Raw genomic sequence first — 19,344 nt, forward strand, 5'->3', positions numbered from 1 at the left:
GGCTGACTGTCCGAGGATGGCAATGAGCGTCCGGGCTCGGAGGCGAAAGAGCTCCGCCGACCTCCCGCGTCCGGCGCCGCACCGCCCCGCGATGTCCGATGATCGATCCGGTCCGCGAAGATCGGGTGCAGCACCGCCCGAACGACGAGTGTTGATGACGAAGGAGGCACTGTGATCGCAGCACTGAACCGGGTCATCGACGCCGTCGAGACCCATCTCACAGACGACCTCGACCTCGCCGAGCTCGCGCGCGACCTCGGCACTACCGAGTACCACCTCCGGCGGCTGTTCTCGTCGCTCGCCGGCATGCCGGTGTCCGAGTACGTCAGACGACGGCGAATGACCATCGCCGCGGCCGAGGTGCTCGACGGCGACGAACTGCTCACCATCGCAGTTCGCTACGGATACGGCTCGACCGAGGCGTTCAGCCGGGCGTTCCGGGCGGTGCACGGCGCCATTCCAGGCGAGGTTCGCCGAGCCGGAGGCCCCCTTCGCACACAACCGCAACTCAGGTTCCGCCTGACCGTCGAAGGGACCGCCCCGATGCACACCCGAATCGTCGACCGCCCGAACTTCCGGCTGATCGGCCACGCCGCGCGAGTGCCGCTCATCCACCACGGCGCCAATCCGCATATCCAGGCGCACATCGCCGCCCTCACCCTCGAGGAGCATGCCCGGCTGAAAGCGCTGAGCACCGCCGAGCCCGCCGGCCTGCTGCAGGTCACCGCCGACGTCGACCCCGACGCCGTGGAGGGCAGCGAACTGACTTATCTGCACGGCGTCGCCGTCGACGATGCGACCGACGCACCCGAGGATCTCGACCGGATCGACGTGCCGGCCGGCACTTGGGCGGTGTTCCGCAGCGACGGCGCGTACCCGGCGATGCTGCAGGCGACCTGGGCCGCGACGGCGACCGAGTGGTTCCCGTCGAATCCGTGGCGACTGCGGCCCGGGCCCTCGATCGTGTCGATACTCGACCGCTCCCCCGACTTCAGCGCAGCGTCCTGCGAGCTGTGGCTGCCGGTCGAACGCACCGAGACGACGTGACGCTTCCCGAGATCGTGCGGTGCCCTCAAGCGCCGCGCACGATCCCGCCGCGTCGCCCGCTCAGAGCGACTTTCGCATCTGCTGGGTCGTGACCTCGTAGCCCGCCGAGTCGTACAGCGAGATGGCGACGACGTTCGGGCCGAACACGTTGAGCTCGAGCGCCCCGACTCCCGCCTGACGCACCTCCTCCTCGACGGCAGCGAGCAGCGCTCTTCCCAACCCGCTCCCCCGCCGTTCCTCAACGACCTCGAGGTCGTAGAGGAACGCGACATCGGGTGCCCCGCGCGGGTGGTCGAGCCCGACCCAGGCGCGGCCGACCGGTTCGCCCGCCGCGTCCACGCCGCGCAGCACGAGCATGCGCGGCGTGTCGACGCCCTGCGGGAGCGCGGCCGCGTTCTCTTCGAGTGCCCGCCGCACTGCGCCCTCGCGCGGCCAGCGCCCGGCCGTGACCTGTTCCTCGGCGTACGCCTCGGCGATATCGCGCTGCCAGTCGGCGTACTCGACCGGAGCCATCATTCGTACGGTCACCGTCACCATGCGAGCCATGCTGGCACAGCACCTCGGTGACGGTCGAGTGAAATGGAGCGGACGACGGGGTTCGAACCCGCGACCTTCACCTTGGCAAGGTGACGCGCTACCAGCTGCGCTACGTCCGCAGAGGGGGCGCCCCTGCGACCACCCTCTCGAGCGGCCCTGACGAGCATACCGGATTCGGAATGTATCGAATCGCACCGCCGAGCGCCGCGGCACCACGGCGCCGACGACCCTCAGGCCTGGGGAGACTGCGCCACTCGCTCTGTGCGACGACCGCTCACGGGCATGCCGAGCTCGTTCAACGGCACATTCGTGGGCCGCTCGGGCAATCGCTCGTCGGTCGGGCAGGTCATGACGATGTTGCCCGCCGTCTCGTCGAATCGATGCTCCGAGATCGCGTGCCCGCAGACCGGACATGGCCTGGCCTGCAACTCCGCGGGGTCGATCTGCTCGCCTCCGTCGGTGATGGGCGGGGGGCCGAAGATCGGCTCGAGTGCGTGATCGACTCGATCGAAGAACCGGGTGAATGCGTTGCCGTCATCTGGGCGGCTCGCCGCGTCGCGTGCCATACGCCAGATGCTACGCCCTGAGGCATCCTCAACGCCAGTGTCGCGGCCGTAGGCTGGCCGTATGACGGATGCCTCGCTCCCCCGCCCGGTCACGATCATCACCGGTGCGAGCCGCGGTATCGGCGCGGCGATCGCCGAACGCCTCGCCGCCGAGGGCCACGACCTCGTGCTCACCTACCGCGAACGCGCCGACGAGGCCGATGCCGTCGCCCAGCGCTGCAGTGCCACGGGCGCGAAGGTGCTGCTCCTCCAGGCCGACCTCGGAGACCTCGTCGCGGCGGCGAACGTCGTCCCCGCCGCGATCGCCGCATTCGGGCGCGTCACCGGTCTCGTCAACAACGCCGGTATCACCGGCCGCATCGGCCCGTTCATCGACGCCCCGATCGAGGAGACCGAGCTCCTCTTCCGCGTGAATGTGCTCGCGCCGATCGTGCTCACGCGTGCGGCGGTCGAGCACATGGCGACCGACCGGGGCGGCGCCGGCGGGTCGATCGTCAACATCTCCTCGGGCGCGGCGAAGTCGGGCTCGCCGAACACCTACATCCCGTACGCGATGAGCAAGGCCGCGCTGAACGCCCTCACGACGGGTGCCTCGAAGGAGTTCGGCCCGGTCGGCGTGCGCGTGAACACCGTCTCCCCCGGCACGACCCGGACCGAGATCCACGCGGCGGCCGGCCGCCCCGACGCGCCCGACGAGCGCGCCCCCGGTATCCCGATGCGCCGCCCGGGCGAAGCCCATGAGATGGCCGGCGCGGTCGCCTACCTGCTCTCCTCCGACGCGAGCTACACCTCTGGGGCCGACATCCGCATCGCCGGCGGCAACTGACCCCTCCGCGCGACGGCACGCGACGACGAACCGACGATCAGTGCTCGCCGAAGCCCGATGCGGCGAGGGCGGCGAGGGCGTCGACCTCGCCGGAGCCGGCGGCGTCGTCGGTGGCGATCTCGACCTCGGCGCCCTTCGTGAGCCCCAGCGACATGATTCCGAGCAGGCTCTTCGCATCGGCGCCGTTGACGGTCACGCGATGTTCGAAGGTCGCCGCGAGCTTCACGATCTCGGCGGCCGGCCTGGCATGCAGGCCGTCGGCGTTCACGAGCGTCACCGTCCGCGAGTAGCCGGATGCCCCGGTGCCGGCGCTCGGGACCCCGGCGTCCTCCGCGGCCGGCTTCGGAGAAGTCCTGCCACTCCCGCCATCGCCCCGCGCCGACTCCGCCGCCGCCACCACGGCCTCCAACGAGTCGCCCGCCTCGGCGGCCACCGACGCCGCGACCCCGCCCTCGACGAGCGGTGCATCGACGAGGCGTGTGCGCGCGCGCAACTCGTCATCGAGGAAGTCGAGCGCCGTCTCCGTCGTCAGGATCGCCGACCCGAGATCGCAGAGCACGACGACCCCGTTGCCCGAGTCTGCCGCGACGATCGCCGCCGAGACGAGGTCGAAGCTCGTCCCGATGCGACCGTCGTCGGTGCCGCCCGCGGGCTCGAGGGCCGCCGTCGGCGCCATCTGGCGGGCGAGTTCGACGAGGCCCGCGGCGATCTGCGACGAGTGCGAGACGAAGACGAGACCGACTTTTCCGTAGACCCCTTCGCTCATGCCCCGGCTCCGTCGGCCGCAGCATCCGCGCCAGCCCGCAGCAGCAGCGCGCTCGACTCGGCGCCGGGATCACGGTGCCCCGCGGAGCGTTCGCCGAGATAGCTCGCGCGACCCTTGCGAGCGACGAGCGGTTCGGTGGCGACGGCGCCGGCTTCTGCGGCATCGGCTGCGGCCGCGAACACCTCGGCGGCATCGGCGCCCGCGCCCGCGGCAGCCTCTGCGGCGTCGACGGCCGGGGTCCACGCGTCGACCATCGTCTTGTCGCCGGGCTCCGCCTTGCCCCGGCTGACGATGCCGTCGCGGGCCGCGACGAGGAGTCCCGCGACGGCGGGTCCGTCGAGCGAGGTCGCTCCGCCGATCGCACCGGACGCCTTGAGGTACGCCGTGCCGTACAGCGGCCCGGCCGCCCCGCCGACCGTCGAGATCAGGGTCGTCGCAACGAGCTTGAGCACGTCACCGGGGGTCGAGCCCGCAGGCAGGTCATCGAGTTTCGCCGCGACCGCCTGGAACCCGCGGTCCATGTTCTCGCCGTGGTCGCCGTCGCCGATCTCCCGGTCGAGCGTGATCAACTCGACCCGATGCTCGGCGATGCGATCCGCGCTCCGCCTGACCCAGTCGACCGCCCACGTGATGTCCAATCCCACCGGTTCCCCCTCGCCTTCCCCGTCTACCGACCCCATCGAAGTGCAGTCGTCTGCACCGGGGCATCCCAGAGTTCGATCATCTCGTCATCGAGCTTCAGCAGTGTGATCGACATCCCCTGCATCTCGAGCGCGGTGATGTAGTTGCCGACGAGCGATCGGGCGATCAGGATGCCACGCTCAGCGAGCACCTCCGCCGCGCGGCGGTAGGCGACGTAGAGTTCGAGCTGAGGCGTGCCGCCCATGCCGTTGACGAAGAGCAGCGTACGCTCGCCGGCTGCGTAGGGCAGATCGTCGAGGATCGGTTCGAGCAGTCGATCGACGAGGCGGTCGGCCGGTTCGAGCGCGACGCGCTCGCGGCCGGGCTCGCCGTGGATTCCGATGCCGATCTCGATCTCGTCCTCCGCGAGCGTGAAGCTCGGCTCGCCGGCGTGCGGCACGATGCACGGTGTGAGGGCGAGTCCCATCGACCGGGCGCCGGCGTTCACGCGCTCGGCGATCGAGGCCACCTCGTCGAGCGAGTCGCCGCGCTCGGCGGCGGCGCCCGCGATCTTCTCGACGAGCACGGTGCCCGCGACGCCGCGTCGCCCGGCCGTGTAGAGCGAGTCCTTCACGGCGACGTCGTCGTTCGTGACGACCGCGCGCACCGTGATGCCCTCGACTTCGGCGAGGTCGGCCGCCGTCTCGAAATTCAGCACATCGCCGGTGTAGTTCTTGACGATGTGGAGCACGCCCGCTCCCCCGTCGACCGCCTGCGTCGCGGCCAGGATCGGGTCGGGCGTCGGCGAGGTGAACACCGCACCCGGCACCGCGGCATCCAGCATGCCGAAGCCGACGTAGCCTGCGTGCAGGGGCTCGTGCCCGCTGCCGCCGCCGCTCACGATGCCGACCTTGCCGGCGATGGGCGCATCGGCGCGCACGATGCGGATCGGGTCGGTCTCGACCCTCACCAGGTCGGTGTGCGCGAGCGCGAACCCTGCGACCGACTCGTCGACGACCCGCTTCGGGTCGTTGATGATCTTCTTCACGGACACCCCTTCCGCCGCGGCTGCGTGCGATCGTGCGATCGTGCGACCGTGCATCGACCCCGACGCAGCACTCCCCCGCAAACCTACGCCCGAGGCCACCTCCGATGTAAGGGGCTTCGAGGCGATTCGGGTGTGGGCATTCCCCGCGACGGTGCCGCGCCGCTATCGTGACCAGTGAGCGGGGGCGACGAAGCTCCCGCATCTGAGGGGGTTGAAATGAATCTCGGAGTCATCTTCCTTTCGGAGATGGTCGGCACGGCGATGCTCGTGCTGCTCGGTTGCGGCGTGGTCGCCAATGTCGCGCTCATCAGGAACAAGGGTCATAACGGCGGGTTCCTCATGGTGAACATCGGCTGGGGCCTCGCGGTCTTCGCCGGCGTCATCGTGTCGTACGCGTCCGGGGCTCACATCAACCCGGCGGTCACGCTCGGGCTCACGGCGAACTTCCTCGGCAAGGGCGAGACGGAGTTCGTTCCCGGCATCGCCATCGACGGGGCATCCATCGCGACCTATATCGGGGCGCAGATGGTCGGTGCAATCCTCGGTGCCGTGTTCTGCTGGCTCGCCTACAAGCAGCACTTCGATGAGGAGCCCGACGCGGCCAACAAGCTCGGAGTGTTCTCGACGGGGCCCGCGATCCGCTCGTACGGCTGGAACCTCGTCACCGAGATCATCGGCACGTTCGTGCTGGTCTTCGTCATCCTCGGATTCAGCTACGGCGGTACGCCGGCCGAGCTCGGTGCGATCCCGGTCGCGTTCCTCGTGATCGCGATCGGTGCCTCGCTCGGCGGTCCGACGGGCTACGCGATCAACCCGGCCCGTGACCTCGGCCCGCGCATCGCGCACGCGATCCTGCCGATCAAGGGCAAGGGCGGATCCGACTGGTCCTACTCCTGGGTCCCCGTCGTCGGCCCGATCATCGGCGGACTCATCGCCGGATGGGCGGCACTCGCCCTGCTCCCCGTGCTCGGCTGATTCGGGGCGGCGGGGCGGAATCGCCCCGCCGCCGCACACCCAGCCAGTGAATCGAGCGTGCGCGGCGACGGGCCGCCCACGCGTGTATGAGAGGAAGTCATGGCCGACTACATCCTGGCGATCGACCAGGGCACGACGAGTTCGCGCGCGATCATCTTCGACAAGGCCGGATCGATCGTCTCGACCGGGCAGCTCGAGCACGAGCAGATCTTCCCGAAGGCCGGCTGGGTCGAGCACGACCCCGCCGAGATCTGGACCAACACCCGCGAGGTGATCGGGCAGGCCCTCGGCAAGGCCGACCTCACCCGGCACGACATCGCCGCGGTGGGCATCACCAACCAGCGCGAGACCGCCGTCGTGTGGGACAGGAACACCGGCGAACCGGTGTACAACGCGATCGTCTGGCAGGACACCCGCACCCAGCCCATCGTCGACCGTCTCGCGGCCGACGGCGGCGTCGAGCGGTTCAAGCAGCAGGTCGGTCTGCCGCTCGCGACGTACTTCTCGGGCACGAAGATCGTGTGGATCCTCGAGAACGTGCCCGGCGCGCGAGAGAAGGCCGAGGCCGGCGACCTCCTGTTCGGCACGACCGACACCTGGGTGCTCTGGAACCTCACCGGCGGCACTGAGGGCGGTGTGCACGCGACGGATGTCACGAACGCGAGCCGCACGATGTTCATGGACCTCGAGACGCTGCAATGGGACGACGGCATCCTCGCCGCGTTCGGCGTGCCGCGCTCGATGCTCCCCGAGATCAAGTCGTCGTCGGAGGTGTACGGCACGGTCGAGCCGTCGAGCCTTCTCCGCGAGGTGCCGGTCGCCGGCATCCTCGGCGACCAGCAGGCCGCGACCTTCGGACAGGCCGCGTTCGAGACCGGCGAAGCGAAGAACACCTACGGCACGGGCAACTTCCTCATCTTCAACACCGGCGAGGAGATCGTCCACTCGAAGAACGGACTGCTCACGACCGTCGGCTACAAGCTCGGCGACCAGCCGCCGCACTACGCGCTCGAGGGCTCGATCGCCGTCACCGGATCGCTGATCCAGTGGCTGCGCGACAACCTCGGCCTCATCTCCACGGCCCCCGAGATCGAGGAGCTCGCGAAGTCGGTCGAGGACAACGGCGGGGCCTACTTCGTACCCGCGTTCTCGGGGTTGTTCGCGCCGTACTGGCGGCCCGACGCCCGCGGTGCCCTCGTCGGCCTCACCCGCTACGTCAACAAGGGCCACATCGCCCGCGCGGCACTCGAGGCGATCGCGTTCCAGACACGCGATGTCATCGAGGCCGTGAACGCCGATGCCGGGGTCGACCTCACCGAGCTCCGCGTCGACGGCGGCGCCACCGCCAACGAGACGCTGCTGCAGTTCCAGGCCGACATCCTCGGCGTGCCGGTCGTGCGGCCGGTCGTCGCCGAGACGACCGCACTCGGCGCGGCCTATGCGGCGGGTCTCGCGGTCGGGTTCTGGTCGAGCCTCGACGAGCTGCGGGCCAACTGGCAGGAGGACCGGCGCTGGACCCCGTCGATGGACGAGGCCGCGCGGGCACGCCTCGACCGCAGCTGGAAGAAGGCCGTCTCGAAGACCCTCGACTGGGTCGACGAGGACGTCATCTGACATCGAGCACCTCCACCGCGGGTTACGGTGGATTCACGGGCCGGGCGCATGGGGGTGCGCTCGGCCCGTCCTGGTCGAGCGAACCGGGCGAAGCGGGCGAAGCGGGCGAAGCGGGCGAAGCGGTGGCGGGGCTAGCGCTGTCGCGATGCGAGCGCCGCCGGCAGTTCGTCGAGCGAAGTGATCTCGATGACGCCGGCCCCCGCGGCCTCGGCGCGTTCGTCGGCGCCGGGCTCGATGCCGAAACGGTTGAGCCAGATGCCGACGAGCCCGGCGCGCGCAGCGCCGATCGCGTCGGTCGCGAGACGATCGCCGACGTAGGCGGCCCACGAGACCGGATGCTCCGCCGCGAACCGGGCGACCGCGACGTCGAAGATCGCCCGGCCGGGCTTCGTGGCGCCGACCGCGCCCGACGCGATCACGTGTGCGAAGCGCCCGCGGATGCCGAGTCGGTCGAGTTTCGCGAGCTGGAAGTCGAGTTCGCCGTTCGTGATGATGCCGAGGCGCACCTCGGGGGACCGGGCGGCGAGCCGGTCGAGCGCGGGGAGCGCATCGGCGTGCAGGGTCCACGACTCGCGGTACCGCTCGAAGTACCGGTCGAACCACGCCCCGGCCGCGAGGTCGTCGAGCTCATCGCCGTGGGCGAGGGCGAAATCGCGGGCGCGGGCGCGCCGCTGGCCCTCGAAGGAGAGCCGCCCCGCGAGGTACTCGTGGTAGTGCTGCTCTTCGAGCTCGTGCCAGAGCCGCTGGGCCGGCGCGTCGTCGATCGCGTATGCGCGTTCGCGCATGTGCAGGGCGATGCCGGCCGCCACTGCTGCACGGTGCGCCATCAGCGTGTCGTCGAGATCGAACAGCACGAGCGGCGACCCCGCGCCGTGGGTCGAACTCATGCCCGGTCGCCGAGGAGCGGCGCCCAGCTCTCGGCGGCATCGGTCGCGCGGGTGCGCCCGCGCTCGGCGGACCACCCCTGGAGCTCGACACCGTCGCGCCCGGGCGCCGTCGTCGTCGCCGTCGTCGTATTCCGGAACCCGGCCGCCCGCGCCACCATCGCCGAGGCGACGTTGCCCGCGTTCGCGCGCCACGTCACTGTCTCGGTCTCGGGGAGTTCGTCGAAGGCCCAGGCGCAGACCGCGCCGACGGCTTCGGCCATGTACGCCGAACCGCGATGCTCGGCGCCGAGCCAGTAACCGACCTCGCGGCCGGCGGCACGCAGGCTGATCACACCCATGAGCGGCCCGCCCGACTCGGTGCGGATCGCCCAGGTGAGCTCGCTGCCCGACCGCCACGCCTCGGGAACATGCTCCGTGAGGAATCCACTTGCATGCGCCTCGGTGTACGGCCAGGGCGTCGTGAGGAACTGCTCGAACAGGGGGTCTCGGCAGTATCGTGCGATGCGCTCGACATCGGCCTCGACGGGGGGTCGAGGACGAGGCGGGTCGTGCGCAGTTCGACGGGCACCATGGTCAGCGCGCGCGCCCGAGGAACCCGATGCGGTCGTAGACCGTCGCGAGGGTGGTCTCGGCCACCTCGCTCGCACGATCGGCGTTCACGGCGAGCAGCCGGTCGAGCTCGGCGGGATCGTCGAGCAGCTCGAGCGCCCGCGAACGGATCGGTTCGAACTCGCCCACGACAACCTCGGCGAGTGCCTTCTTGAAGTCGCCGTAGCCTCGACCCGCGAACTCCTGTTCGAGGTCGGCGATCGAACGGCGCGACAGCACCGAGAAGATCGTGAGGAGGTTCGAGACGCCGGGCTTGTGCTCGTGGTCGAAGCGCACCTCGCCGTCGGTGTCGGTCACCGCGCGCATGATCTTCTTCGCAGTGACGGATGGCTCGTCGAGCAGCCAGAGGATGCCGGCGGGCGTCTCGCCCGATTTCGACATCTTCGACGTCGGGTTCTGCAGGTCGTAGATACGAGCGGTCGCGCGCTGGATGGCGGGTTCGGGCAGCACGAAGGTGTCGGCGCCGAAGCGCGCGTTGAACCGGGCCGCCAGATCGCGCGTGAGCTCGACGTGCTGCTTCTGGTCGTCGCCGACGGGGACGACCTCGGTCTGGTAGAGCAGGATGTCGGCGGCCATCAGCACGGGATACGCGAAGAGGCCGACGCTCGTGGCATCTGCGCCCTGCTTCTGCGACTTGTCTTTGAACTGCGTCATGCGACCGGCCTCGCCGAAGCCCGTGATGGTGTTGAGCACCCAGGCGAGTTCGGCGTGCGCGGGCACGTGCGACTGCACGTACAGCGTCGAGTTCGAGGGGTCGATGCCGGCGGCGATGTACTGCGCCGCCGTGCGGCGAGTCTTCTCGCGGAGTTCGGCCGGGTCTTGAGGCACGGTGATGGCGTGCATGTCGACGACCGAGAAGAAGGCGTCGTGCGTCGACTGCAGCTCCTTCCACTGCAGGAGGGCGCCGATGTAGTTGCCGACGTGCAGCGAGTCGGCTGAGGGTTGCATGCCCGAATAGAGGCGGGGCTTCTGCGTCATTGGGTGTTCCTTCGAGGTGTGCGGCCGCGGCGCGGCAGGTCAGATGGCGTAGTCGACGACGACGGGGGCGTGGTCGGACCATCGCTGGTCGTAGGCGGCCGCCCGGTCGATCGTGTAGCGCTGCATCGTCGCCGCGAGTGCGGGGGTCGCGAGCTGGTAGTCGATGCGCCAGCCGGTGTCGGTGTCGAACGCCTTGCCGCGCTGCGACCACCACGTGTACGGGCCGGGCACCTCGCCCGCGTCGCGGCGGCCGAGGTCGACCCAGCCGAGGCCGGCACCCGCGTTGTACCCCTCGTCGCCCTCGGCGCCGAGGAAACGGTCGAAGTACGCGCGCTCCTCGGGGAGGAAGCCGGCGCGCTTGACGTTGCCCTTCCAGTTCTTGATGTCGAGGGTGCGGTGGCCGACGTTGAGGTCGCCCACGACGACCGCGAGCTCGGAATGCTGAGCGAGCTTCGGCAACCGCTCGACCATCGCGTCGAGGAACTTGAACTTCTCGACCTGCTTGGGGGTGCCCGCCTCGCCCGAATGCACGTAGGCCGAGACGACGGTGATGACGCGGTCGCCGACCTCGTAGTCGGCCTCGAGCCAGCGGCCGGCGGTGTCGAAGTCGGCGGCGCCGAGCTCGACCCGGTGAATGTGCGCGCGGCGGCGGCTCGCGATGGCGACTCCGGCGCGACCCTTGGCGGTCGCCGGGTCGTGCAGGATGTCCCACTCGTCGCCGAGGAGGCCCTGGAGGTCTTCGGTCGAGGCGCGCACCTCTTGCAGGGCGAGGACGTCGACGTCGCGGCCGGCGAGCCACTCGCCCATGCCCTTGCGGAATGCGGCTCGCACTCCGTTCACGTTGACGCTGGCGAGACGGAGGGGCTTCGCGGAGGGCATGCCCTCGATCCTACGGGAGCCCTCCGACGCGCTTCGCCCGGGGGCGCTCGGCGCGCTGTTGCGCCTCGAGATCGGCGAGGGACTGCTCAGCGCGGGCGAGTCGCCGCTTGGCGGGCAGCCGTTCGAACCAGTTCGACGAGGCGAGTTCGCCACGCGCCTCACGCACGCGGACCTGTGCCGCGGTGAGCAGGGCGTCGCGTTCGCGCTGGCGAGCCTCGGCTTCGAGCTGCTCGGCGCTCACGTTCCGCAGCGTCTCGTTCGCGTCGGCCGCCTCGACCGCGATCCAACTCGCCGCGGTGAGGATCACGATGCTCGTGAGGTGGAACCAGAGCAGCAGGGCGATGAACACCGTGAAGGTCGCGAGGAGGGGGTTCCGGCTCGCGCCCTGTACGAGCAGGCCGCTCAGCATCTGCATGACCGAGATCGCACCCGAACCGAGCAGCGAGCCGACCCACATGCGCCGCCAGGGCATCGCGGCGCCCGAGAGGAACCGGAACATCACGGCGAGGGCGAGAGTGTCGATGACGAAGACCACGAGGATCGAGCCGAACTGGACGAGGAACGATTCCCAGCCGCTCGCGTTCGGGAGGTCGAGCACATCGAAGACCCAGGAGACGAACGAGGTCGACGCCACCGTGAGCACGGAGGCGGCGAGCAGGACGGCGCCGAAGAACAGGCCCGCGAGGAAGTCGCGGGCCTTGAGGAGCGCGTAGGCGCGGGTGTCCTTCGGGAGGCCGAAGATGCTCCGCACCGACATGCGGGCGTAGGTGATCCAGCCGATCGCCGTCCAGATCAAGCCGACGAGCGCGACCGCACCCGTCCAGCCGAACACCCCGGCGCTCGACTGGGCGATCTCGGTGAGTGTCTCGTTCGAGATGATCCCGTCGGGTCCGATGAGTCCGGGCGCGTACGAATTCAGGAGGGCGATGAACGCATTCAGGGTCTCGTCGTTGCTCGTGAGCCAGATGCCGGCGACGGCGAACACCACGTACACGGCGGCGAAGATCGCGAACAGCGCTTGGTAGCTGAGCCCGGCGGCGAGAATGAAGCCGTTGCGGGCGAGGAAGTGCCGCCAGACCCGCACCGGGAACAGTGCGAGCGTCTTCTGCGTGATGGTGTTCACACGGCTGATCGGCTCTTCGAAGCGGTCGAGCAGCGGCTGGCTCACGGCCTCGAACCGGGCCTTCGCCGAGTGCCGGTCGGTGTCGACTCCATCGCCGCCCTCGGGGAAGGGTGCGGTGCCACGGTGATGCCTCTCGCCGGCGGTGGCGCGCGCCTGGCCGGGGGGCTCAGGGGTCGTTCGCTCGCTCACGCCTCCACACTATCGAGGTGCGCGCGGATGCCTCGGAGGCGCCCGGTCGGCGGACGACGGCGCCGGTGCTCCGGACTCACTCCCGGGCGCGCCGGCCGCGTACCCCGAAACGCCCGCTCGACGTACCCCGAATTCGGGGGGTATCAACTGAGGATTCCTTGAAAACTGGTGGCGACGCGGCGCAGACTGGCGACGCTGACCCGAAATGCCGAGCCGGCGGATTCACACGGAAGCGAGAGAGTCATGGCACTGCGCACCCGAACACGCACGCGAACCGGCGAGCCGCCAAGGGGTACGCGCCGTCGCGCGAACGGCATTCTCGCCGTCGTCGTCGCCGGCGCCCTCGTGCTCGTCGGGGCCCCGACGATCGCCGCCGCCGAGGCGGTCGATCCGGTCGCCCCCGTCGTCGCCGCGCCCGCCGCGAGCGCGGAACCGACGCCGACCGAGCCGGTGCCCGCAGAGCCGGCGCCCGCCCCAGAACCCGCGCCTGCCGAGCCGGCGCCTGCAGAGCCCGCTCCCGCAGGGCCCGCTCCCGCAGAGCCCGCTCCCGAACCCGAGCCCGCGGAGCCGGTACCCGGTTCGGATTCTCCGCCCTCAGCAGAGCCCGAGCCAGCACCGGCGCCTGCCCCGAGCGCGAAGCTCGTGGCGCCGACGGCGCCCGAACCCGCGCCCGTGGACTGCGAGAGCATTCCGATCGCGAACGATGATCGCAGCGCTCGAGACGACTGCCTCGCCGCACAGCAGGCAGGACTCCGGTCGCTCGCCGCTTCGCAGGTCGGGACGGTGACGAACCCCGACCTCCAGCCGAGCTGCGGCATCGACTTCGCGCTCGTGCTCGACAAGTCGGGTTCGATCGGCGGCGCCGGCATTGCGAACCTGAAGTCGGCCGCGAACGCATTCACCGCGGCACTCGTCGACACCGGCTCGCAGGTGTCGGTGACCGCCTTCGATCAGGATGCCGCGGTGCTGCTCGGCGCGACGGACCTCACGAGCGCCAATCTCGCGGCGGTGCAGGGCTCCTACGCAGGGTTGACGAGTGACGGATGGACGAACTGGAAGCGCGGCCTCGAACTCGCACACGGCACGTTCGCCGGCTTCGACGATGCCGTCGAACTCACGATCATGATCACGGACGGCAACCCGAACACGGTGGACCCGGGCAACGGGGGCGAGTTCCCCGACGGTTCGCCCGGCGCGCTCGACCCCGCCGTGCTGGAGGCGAATTCGATCAAGCTGTCGCCCTCGCACATGTTCGGCATCGCCGTCGGCGACGACCTCGATCTCGCCCCCATCCAGGCGATCACCGGTTCTGACGCCTACGTCGGCGATCTCTCGAGCGCCGACTACGTCGTCACCGACGACTACGGCACGCTCGGCGCGCAGCTCAAGGAGATCGCGCTCGAGCTCTGCGGCGGTTCGGTGTTCGTGCACAAGGAGATCGCCGGCGAGCCGGTCGAGGGCTGGGAGTTCTCGACGGAGGACGCCGAGGTGACCCCCGCCTCGCAGCTCACGGATGACGCCGGCGTGACCGGGGCCTTCGAGGTGAGCGGCTTCACGAGCGACACCCGCGAGGTCGAGTTCGCCGAGGAGGATCGGCCGTTCCATTCGATGGACTCGGTCACCTGCGAGGACAGTGATGGAGATGTGCCCGTCGGTCTCGTCGGCGACCTCGGCTGGACCGTCGAAGTCGGCATCGAGGCGATCGTGCACTGCTACGTCGTGAACGACGTGGAGGCGCCGGTCTGGCGCGTCCAGAAGAGCGCCGATCCGCCGAGCGGCACCGCGGTCGAACCCGGTGACCAGATCGAGTACACGCTGTCGATCGAGCACGTGAGCGGCCCCGCCGCGACCGACCTCGAGATCTTCGACGACGTGACCGGCCTGGCGCCGTTCGTCGACTTCGACGGATTCGTCGGCACGCCGCCGACCGAGCACAGTTGGAACGCCCTCCATCCCGGCAAGCTCTTCGTGAAGCTCGCGACCCTCGACCCGGGGGAGACGCTCGACATCTCGTACCTGGTCACGGTGCAGGCCGACACCCCGCCCGGCACGGTGCTGCGCAACCACGTGCTCACCAACTGCCCCGGAGAGCCGGACCCGCCCGTGCTGAAGGCCGCCCCGGTCGAACAGGAACCGATCGTCGACCCGTGCATCACGGAGCATCCGACACCCGGCTTCGTGATGTGGAAGACGAGCGTCCCGGCCGAAGGGACGGTCGAGCCCGGCAGCACGATCGAGTACACGCTGCACGCGTGGAACTTCTCGGAGGCCGACGTCGAGGGAGCGGTCGCGATCGACGACCTCACCGACGTGCTCGACGACGCCGAACTCACCATGCCCCTCGATGCATCGCTGACGCTCGACGGGACCTCGCTCGAGTGGGCGATCCCGTCGCTGCCGGTCGGTTCCGCCGAGGTGACGGTCTCGTTCGAGGTCACGGTCGACGAGGATGCGTGGAACGCGGACCTCGTCAACGTCGTGACCCCCGAGCCGCCTGGCATCTGCCCGCCCGACGAGACCGAGGAACCGCCGATCCTCGAGCTGTCGGACGCCCAGGCCGTTGCCGAGGTCGAGGTGCCTGACATCACCGACTGCACCACCGAGCACCGCACGCCGTTCGTCGACCTCTCGGTCACGAAGGAGCAGTCCACGGTCGACGACGAGCCGGTCGACTCGGGGGCGGCACCCCCCGACGCGATCTCGTACGAGGTGCTCGTCGAGAACCTCGGTGACGACCCGGCGTACGGCGTGGAGGTGACCGATGCGCTGCCCGAAGGGGTGACGTTCGTTCCCGGTTCGGAGCTCATCGTCACGGTGCCGCCGGGGGAGGAGGCGAACTGGACCGTCGACGACTCGGTGGCCGGCGAGCTGACCTTCGGCTACCCCGGGCCGTTCAACCCGGGTGACACGGCGACGATCACCTTCGACGTCGAGGTGGGCGAGCTCGACCAGCCCGACCCGATGGTGCCGATCCCCGATCTGGTGAACACGGTCTGCGTGTTCAGCGGGCCGGTGCCTCCGCCCGAGCCGCCGTCGCTGGTGGCCGCGCTCGACGTGGTCGGGCCGGGCGCAGAAGGGCCGAGTCGCGACGCGAACCCCGAGAACGACTGCGACGACGCCGAGACGCCGGTGAAGTCCATCGCGCTCGACGGGGCCGCGCAGTGCATCAACGACACCCCGTGGTTCGAGTACTCGATCACGCCGGTGAACGTCGATCCGCTGCCCGAGATCGCCCTCATCTGGTGGACGGCCGACGCCTTCGCCGGGCACGACCCGTCGATCGATGCGGCCGACGAGGCCGCGATCCTCGCCGACGGGGCGTCTCAGGTCGACTACATCGAGGCGCCCGACGGCTGGGTGCCGGGCGACCCGATCGACGGGCGACAGCTCTGGCCCGGTGCGGCGATCGATGCCGACGGCAACCCGACCGACTGGCCGGGGTGGACGCTGCTGCCCGACGGCACCTGGATCCTCGATCCGGATGCGCCGTTCTACGACCTCCGCGATGAGGCCGTGGTGGAGATCCGCATCAATCCGTCGACCGACGTGATCACGGTGTACCCGCCGCCGACGCCGAACTGCAACGCGGCGCCGCCCGAGAACCCGGACACCCCGTCGACGCCGTCGGGCATCGCGAGCACCGGCTTCGAGGGGGGATGGCTCGTGCCGCTCGCCGTGGCGCTGCTCGCGCTCGGCGCGACCGGAATGGCGCTGCGATCGCGGCGAGGGTTCGGCGACGGGTGACCGCCGGATGACGTGATCGCAGAGCGAGTGGAACGAGAGGGATGTCGCGGCGCACCTCGCGCCGCGACATCCCTCTCGCATCGAGCGTGGAGGGTTCGGCGACGTACCCCGAGTTCAGGGGTCAAATCATGAGGGTTCCTTGTCTCCTGCGTGGACGGCGGCGCACACTGGCAGTGCTGACCCGGTTTACCCGAGCCGGCTCCCACCTCGAGGTCTGGAGTTGTCATGCACCGTCATCCACCTGCCCATCGCGCCGCCCGAGCGGGCCGAAGCGGCCCGGGTGCCGCGCTGGCCGGCCTCACCGTCGCCGCCCTCGTGCTCTTCGGAGCGCCCGCGCTCGCCGCGGCCGAAGAGCTGCCGCCGAGCCCCGAGCCCACGGCGACGGTTCCCGCGGCGGAGCCGGCTGAAGCGCCCGCGGCCGAACCGGTCGCCGAACCCGTGGCGGAGCCCGCCGAGGAGCCCGAGGCCGAGCGCGCTGAGGAGCCCACGGTCGAACCGGAGCCGGCGGCTGTGCCCGAACCCGAGCCTGCGGCCGAACCGGTCACGGAGCCCGCGCCGACCGCGGTCTCAGGGCCGCCCGCGGCGGAGGCGACGGCGCCCGCACCGGCCGCGCGAACGGTCGCGGCGACGGATGGCGACGAGAACGGCGGTCCGCCGGTCGAGGTGCCCGAGTGGAACGACCACGTCGCGATCTGTCATGCGACGAGCAGCGAGTCGAACCCGTACGTGTTCATCAACCCGAGCGTGCGGTCGATCATCGATCCGAACGGCGACCCGGGCGACCCGACCGATCCCTCGCATGCCCACGCCGACCACCAGGACGACCGCGACATCATCCCGGTGTTCGACTACCTGGATGCGGAGGGCGACCCGCAGCACTTCCCAGGGCAGAACACGACCAAGACCGAGATCACCGAGGAGGACTGCGATCCGGCTCCGCCGACGCTCCAGCTGAGCGCGGCGCCCTGCGTCGAGGTCGGCGGGACTCCGCCTCCCTTGAAGGTCGCACTGCTCGGGCTGCTGCTCGGCTTCGAGTACACGATCACGGTGACCGAGGCGGGCACAGACACCGTCGTCGGCACGCATACCTTCACTGCGGGCGCTGGAGGCCTGGATCGGGACTTCGAGCTGCCGCCCGGTGATTACGACGTGACGCTGCATCGCACGGGTGACGACGAGGAGAACGACCTGCACGGGACGGTCACCGTGGGGGAGTGCCCCGAGGTTCCGGTGCCGCACTGGTGGCTCATGAAGTGGTCTTGGCCCGCCGACGGTGAGAAGGTCGAACCCGGTGACCTGATCACCTACACGCTCCGGGCGCACAACGACTCGGACGCGGTCGTGACCGGAGCGCAGGCGTTCGACGACGTGAGCGACGTGCTCGACAACGGCATCATCGTCGACCTCGGCGCGGGCCTCTCGGGCCCGGTCGGTGAGGTGCTCACGTGGGACATCCCCGACCTCGACCCCGGCGAGGACGTGACCGTCACGTACACCGTCGAGGTGGGGGAGGACGTGTTCGGTGAACTGCTGCACAACGTCGTCACGCCCGGTCCCGGCGGAGAATGCCCGGTCGACGAGGGCCCCGTGCTCAAGTCGGCGGTGAACGCGGTCGTCGTGGACGACCCGTGCGTCGTCGACCACCCGGTGATCGACATCGACCTCGTGCTCGTGAAGGACGAGGCCACCGAGGGCGACGAGCCGGTCGACTCGGGCGAGGACGACGTCATCACCTACACGTTGACGATCACGAACGAGGGAACCGACCCCGCGTATCGCAGCCTCGTCACCGACACCCTGCCCGACGGCGTGAGCTACGTCGACGGTTCGGCGGTCATTGCGCCGAACCCGGGAGAATGGGAGCCGGTCGAGGTCGCGGACGGTGTGCTCAGCGCCCAGCACAACGGCTGGATCTTCCCGGGCGACGTCATCACGATCACCTTCGAGGTCACGGTCGGCGGGCTCTCGCAGCCGGCGCCGGATGAGCCGATCGACGACCTCGTGAACAGTGCGTGCGTCGCGGGCGAGCAGTATCCGGAGCCCCAGGTGCCCTCGATCGTCGCAGCGGGCCTCGACGATGCGGTGGCCGAGGAACCGGGCGGACCGGGGTTCGACTCGAACCCCGAGAACAACTGCGACGATGCCGAGACTCCGGTCAAGGCGATCGGGCTCGTCGGCTTCGCCCAGTGCGTGAACGACACCCCGTGGTTCACGTACGAGATCACGCCGTTCAACATCACCGACCCGGCGGCGAACCCGATCGCGTTGATCTGGTGGACGCCCGAGGCCTTCGCGAACCGTGATCCGTCGATCCCGGCCGATGACGTCGCGGCACTCCTCGCCGATGGCGCCTCGCAGGTCGACCCGATCGCGTACCCGGCCGGGTGGGCGAGCGGCGACACCATCTCGGGTCAGCAGCTCTGGCCTGGGGCGGAGGTCGACGCTGACGGCAACCCGACCGACTGGCCAGGGTGGACGCTCCTCGCGGACGGCACCTGGATCCTCGATCCGGCTGCGCCGTTCTACGACCTGCGGGCCGAGGCGGTCGCCGAGATCCGGATCAACCCGTCGAACGACGCCGACGTGGTCTACCCGCCGCCGACGCCGAACTGCAACGCGGCGCCCGACCAGCCGTCGACGCCGTCGCAGCCGTCGAAGCCCGTCGGGCTCGCCGAGACCGGCGTCGACACCTCGGCGATGCTGCCGATCGGCGCGATGCTCGTGCTGCTCGGGGCCGCAGCGATCGCGCGAGGTCTGCGCCGCCGACGCGAGAGCTGAGTCGATGATCGGATGCCTCGTCGGGAGCGATCTCGGCGGGGCATCCGTCTGATCGCCCACCGGGGGACATCCGTCGCATTCGGCCCCGTCCGGTGCCGAATCATCCGAACGCATCGGAGTTGTCCCCCGTTTCGGACGCAACGGTGAAGGATCTGTA

Annotated in this window: 16 protein-coding genes and 1 tRNA gene; 6 read left to right on the forward strand and 11 right to left on the reverse strand. The window is 70.1% G+C overall.

The window, feature by feature from the left end; genetic code table 11:
• Window positions 1–171 precede the first annotated feature (171 nt).
• Entirely contained in the window at window positions 172–1,047 is an 876-nt protein-coding gene (locus H516_RS0103010; protein WP_022888246.1) for an AraC family transcriptional regulator, read from the forward strand.
• Between the two features lie 60 nt (window positions 1,048–1,107).
• On the opposite strand, the gene H516_RS0103015 is transcribed toward H516_RS0103010, so the two are convergent.
• The 3 genes from H516_RS0103015 to H516_RS17965 all read right to left on the reverse strand — a co-directional run bounded on the left by H516_RS0103015 (window position 1,108) and on the right by H516_RS17965 (window position 2,150).
• On the reverse strand, window positions 1,108–1,575 hold the full coding sequence (locus H516_RS0103015; protein WP_169513488.1) for a GNAT family N-acetyltransferase: 468 nt from the start codon (window positions 1,573–1,575) through the stop codon (window positions 1,108–1,110).
• Between the two features lie 52 nt (window positions 1,576–1,627).
• Window positions 1,628–1,703 (reverse strand) — tRNA-Gly (locus H516_RS0103020).
• Between the two features lie 111 nt (window positions 1,704–1,814).
• Window positions 1,815–2,150, reverse strand: a complete 336-nt coding sequence (locus H516_RS17965; protein WP_022888248.1) for a hypothetical protein — start codon at window positions 2,148–2,150, stop codon at window positions 1,815–1,817.
• 61 nt (window positions 2,151–2,211) lie between these two features.
• On the opposite strand from H516_RS17965, the gene H516_RS0103030 reads away from it, so the two are divergent.
• The gene (locus H516_RS0103030) at window positions 2,212–2,976 is read left to right on the forward strand and encodes an SDR family NAD(P)-dependent oxidoreductase (protein WP_022888249.1); all 765 of its coding nucleotides are present in this window, start codon (window positions 2,212–2,214) and stop codon (window positions 2,974–2,976) included.
• Between the two features lie 37 nt (window positions 2,977–3,013).
• Here H516_RS0103030 and dhaM read toward each other — a convergent pair whose 3' ends face one another.
• The 3 genes from dhaM to dhaK are packed head-to-tail and all read right to left on the reverse strand — an operon-like array spanning window position 3,014 to window position 5,411.
• Window positions 3,014–3,742, reverse strand: coding sequence for a dihydroxyacetone kinase phosphoryl donor subunit DhaM (gene dhaM / locus H516_RS0103035; RefSeq protein ID WP_022888250.1), 729 nt, complete (start codon window positions 3,740–3,742; stop codon window positions 3,014–3,016).
• Entirely contained in the window at window positions 3,739–4,386 is a 648-nt protein-coding gene (gene dhaL, locus H516_RS0103040; RefSeq protein ID WP_022888251.1) for a dihydroxyacetone kinase subunit DhaL, read from the reverse strand. Before dhaL ends, dhaM begins: the two co-directional genes overlap by 4 nt.
• Before the next feature lie 23 nt (window positions 4,387–4,409).
• The gene (gene dhaK, locus H516_RS0103045; RefSeq protein ID WP_026378352.1) at window positions 4,410–5,411 is read right to left on the reverse strand and encodes a dihydroxyacetone kinase subunit DhaK; all 1,002 of its coding nucleotides are present in this window, start codon (window positions 5,409–5,411) and stop codon (window positions 4,410–4,412) included.
• Between the two features lie 216 nt (window positions 5,412–5,627).
• On the opposite strand from dhaK, the gene H516_RS0103050 reads away from it, so the two are divergent.
• Complete coding sequence (locus H516_RS0103050; protein ID WP_022888253.1) at window positions 5,628–6,386, forward strand: MIP/aquaporin family protein; 759 nt, start codon at window positions 5,628–5,630, stop codon at window positions 6,384–6,386.
• 99 nt (window positions 6,387–6,485) lie between these two features.
• Window positions 6,486–8,000: a glycerol kinase GlpK gene (gene glpK / locus H516_RS0103055; protein WP_022888254.1), complete on the forward strand. Its 1,515-nt coding sequence runs from the start codon at window positions 6,486–6,488 to the stop codon at window positions 7,998–8,000.
• A gap of 131 nt (window positions 8,001–8,131) precedes the next feature.
• Here the strand turns inward: glpK and H516_RS0103060 are convergent, their stop codons facing one another.
• Genes H516_RS0103060 through H516_RS17975 form a run of 5 tightly spaced genes read right to left on the reverse strand, consistent with a single transcriptional unit; the run spans window position 8,132 to window position 12,665 of the window.
• Entirely contained in the window at window positions 8,132–8,887 is a 756-nt protein-coding gene (locus tag H516_RS0103060) for an HAD family hydrolase (protein ID WP_022888255.1), read from the reverse strand.
• The gene (locus tag H516_RS21525) at window positions 8,884–9,534 is read right to left on the reverse strand and encodes a GNAT family N-acetyltransferase (RefSeq protein WP_169513489.1); all 651 of its coding nucleotides are present in this window, start codon (window positions 9,532–9,534) and stop codon (window positions 8,884–8,886) included. The genes H516_RS0103060 and H516_RS21525 overlap by 4 nt, the downstream gene beginning before the upstream one ends.
• Entirely contained in the window at window positions 9,461–10,474 is a 1,014-nt protein-coding gene (trpS, locus tag H516_RS0103070) for a tryptophan--tRNA ligase (protein WP_022888256.1), read from the reverse strand. The genes H516_RS21525 and trpS overlap by 74 nt, the downstream gene beginning before the upstream one ends.
• A gap of 39 nt (window positions 10,475–10,513) precedes the next feature.
• Window positions 10,514–11,353: an exodeoxyribonuclease III gene (locus H516_RS0103075; RefSeq protein ID WP_022888257.1), complete on the reverse strand. Its 840-nt coding sequence runs from the start codon at window positions 11,351–11,353 to the stop codon at window positions 10,514–10,516.
• Between the two features lie 10 nt (window positions 11,354–11,363).
• Window positions 11,364–12,665, reverse strand: coding sequence for a YihY/virulence factor BrkB family protein (locus tag H516_RS17975; protein WP_022888258.1), 1,302 nt, complete (start codon window positions 12,663–12,665; stop codon window positions 11,364–11,366).
• 243 nt (window positions 12,666–12,908) lie between these two features.
• Here H516_RS17975 and H516_RS0103085 point away from each other — a divergent pair, with 243 nt between their 5' ends.
• Window positions 12,909–16,409, forward strand: coding sequence for a DUF7927 domain-containing protein (locus tag H516_RS0103085; protein ID WP_022888259.1), 3,501 nt, complete (start codon window positions 12,909–12,911; stop codon window positions 16,407–16,409).
• 225 nt (window positions 16,410–16,634) lie between these two features.
• Window positions 16,635–19,187, forward strand: coding sequence for a DUF7927 domain-containing protein (locus H516_RS21120; RefSeq protein ID WP_022888260.1), 2,553 nt, complete (start codon window positions 16,635–16,637; stop codon window positions 19,185–19,187).
• Window positions 19,188–19,344: the final 157 nt, after the last annotated feature.

The sequence above is a fragment of the Agromyces italicus DSM 16388 genome, from assembly GCF_000421545.1.
Taxonomy (GTDB): Bacteria; Actinomycetota; Actinomycetes; order Actinomycetales; family Microbacteriaceae; genus Agromyces; species Agromyces italicus.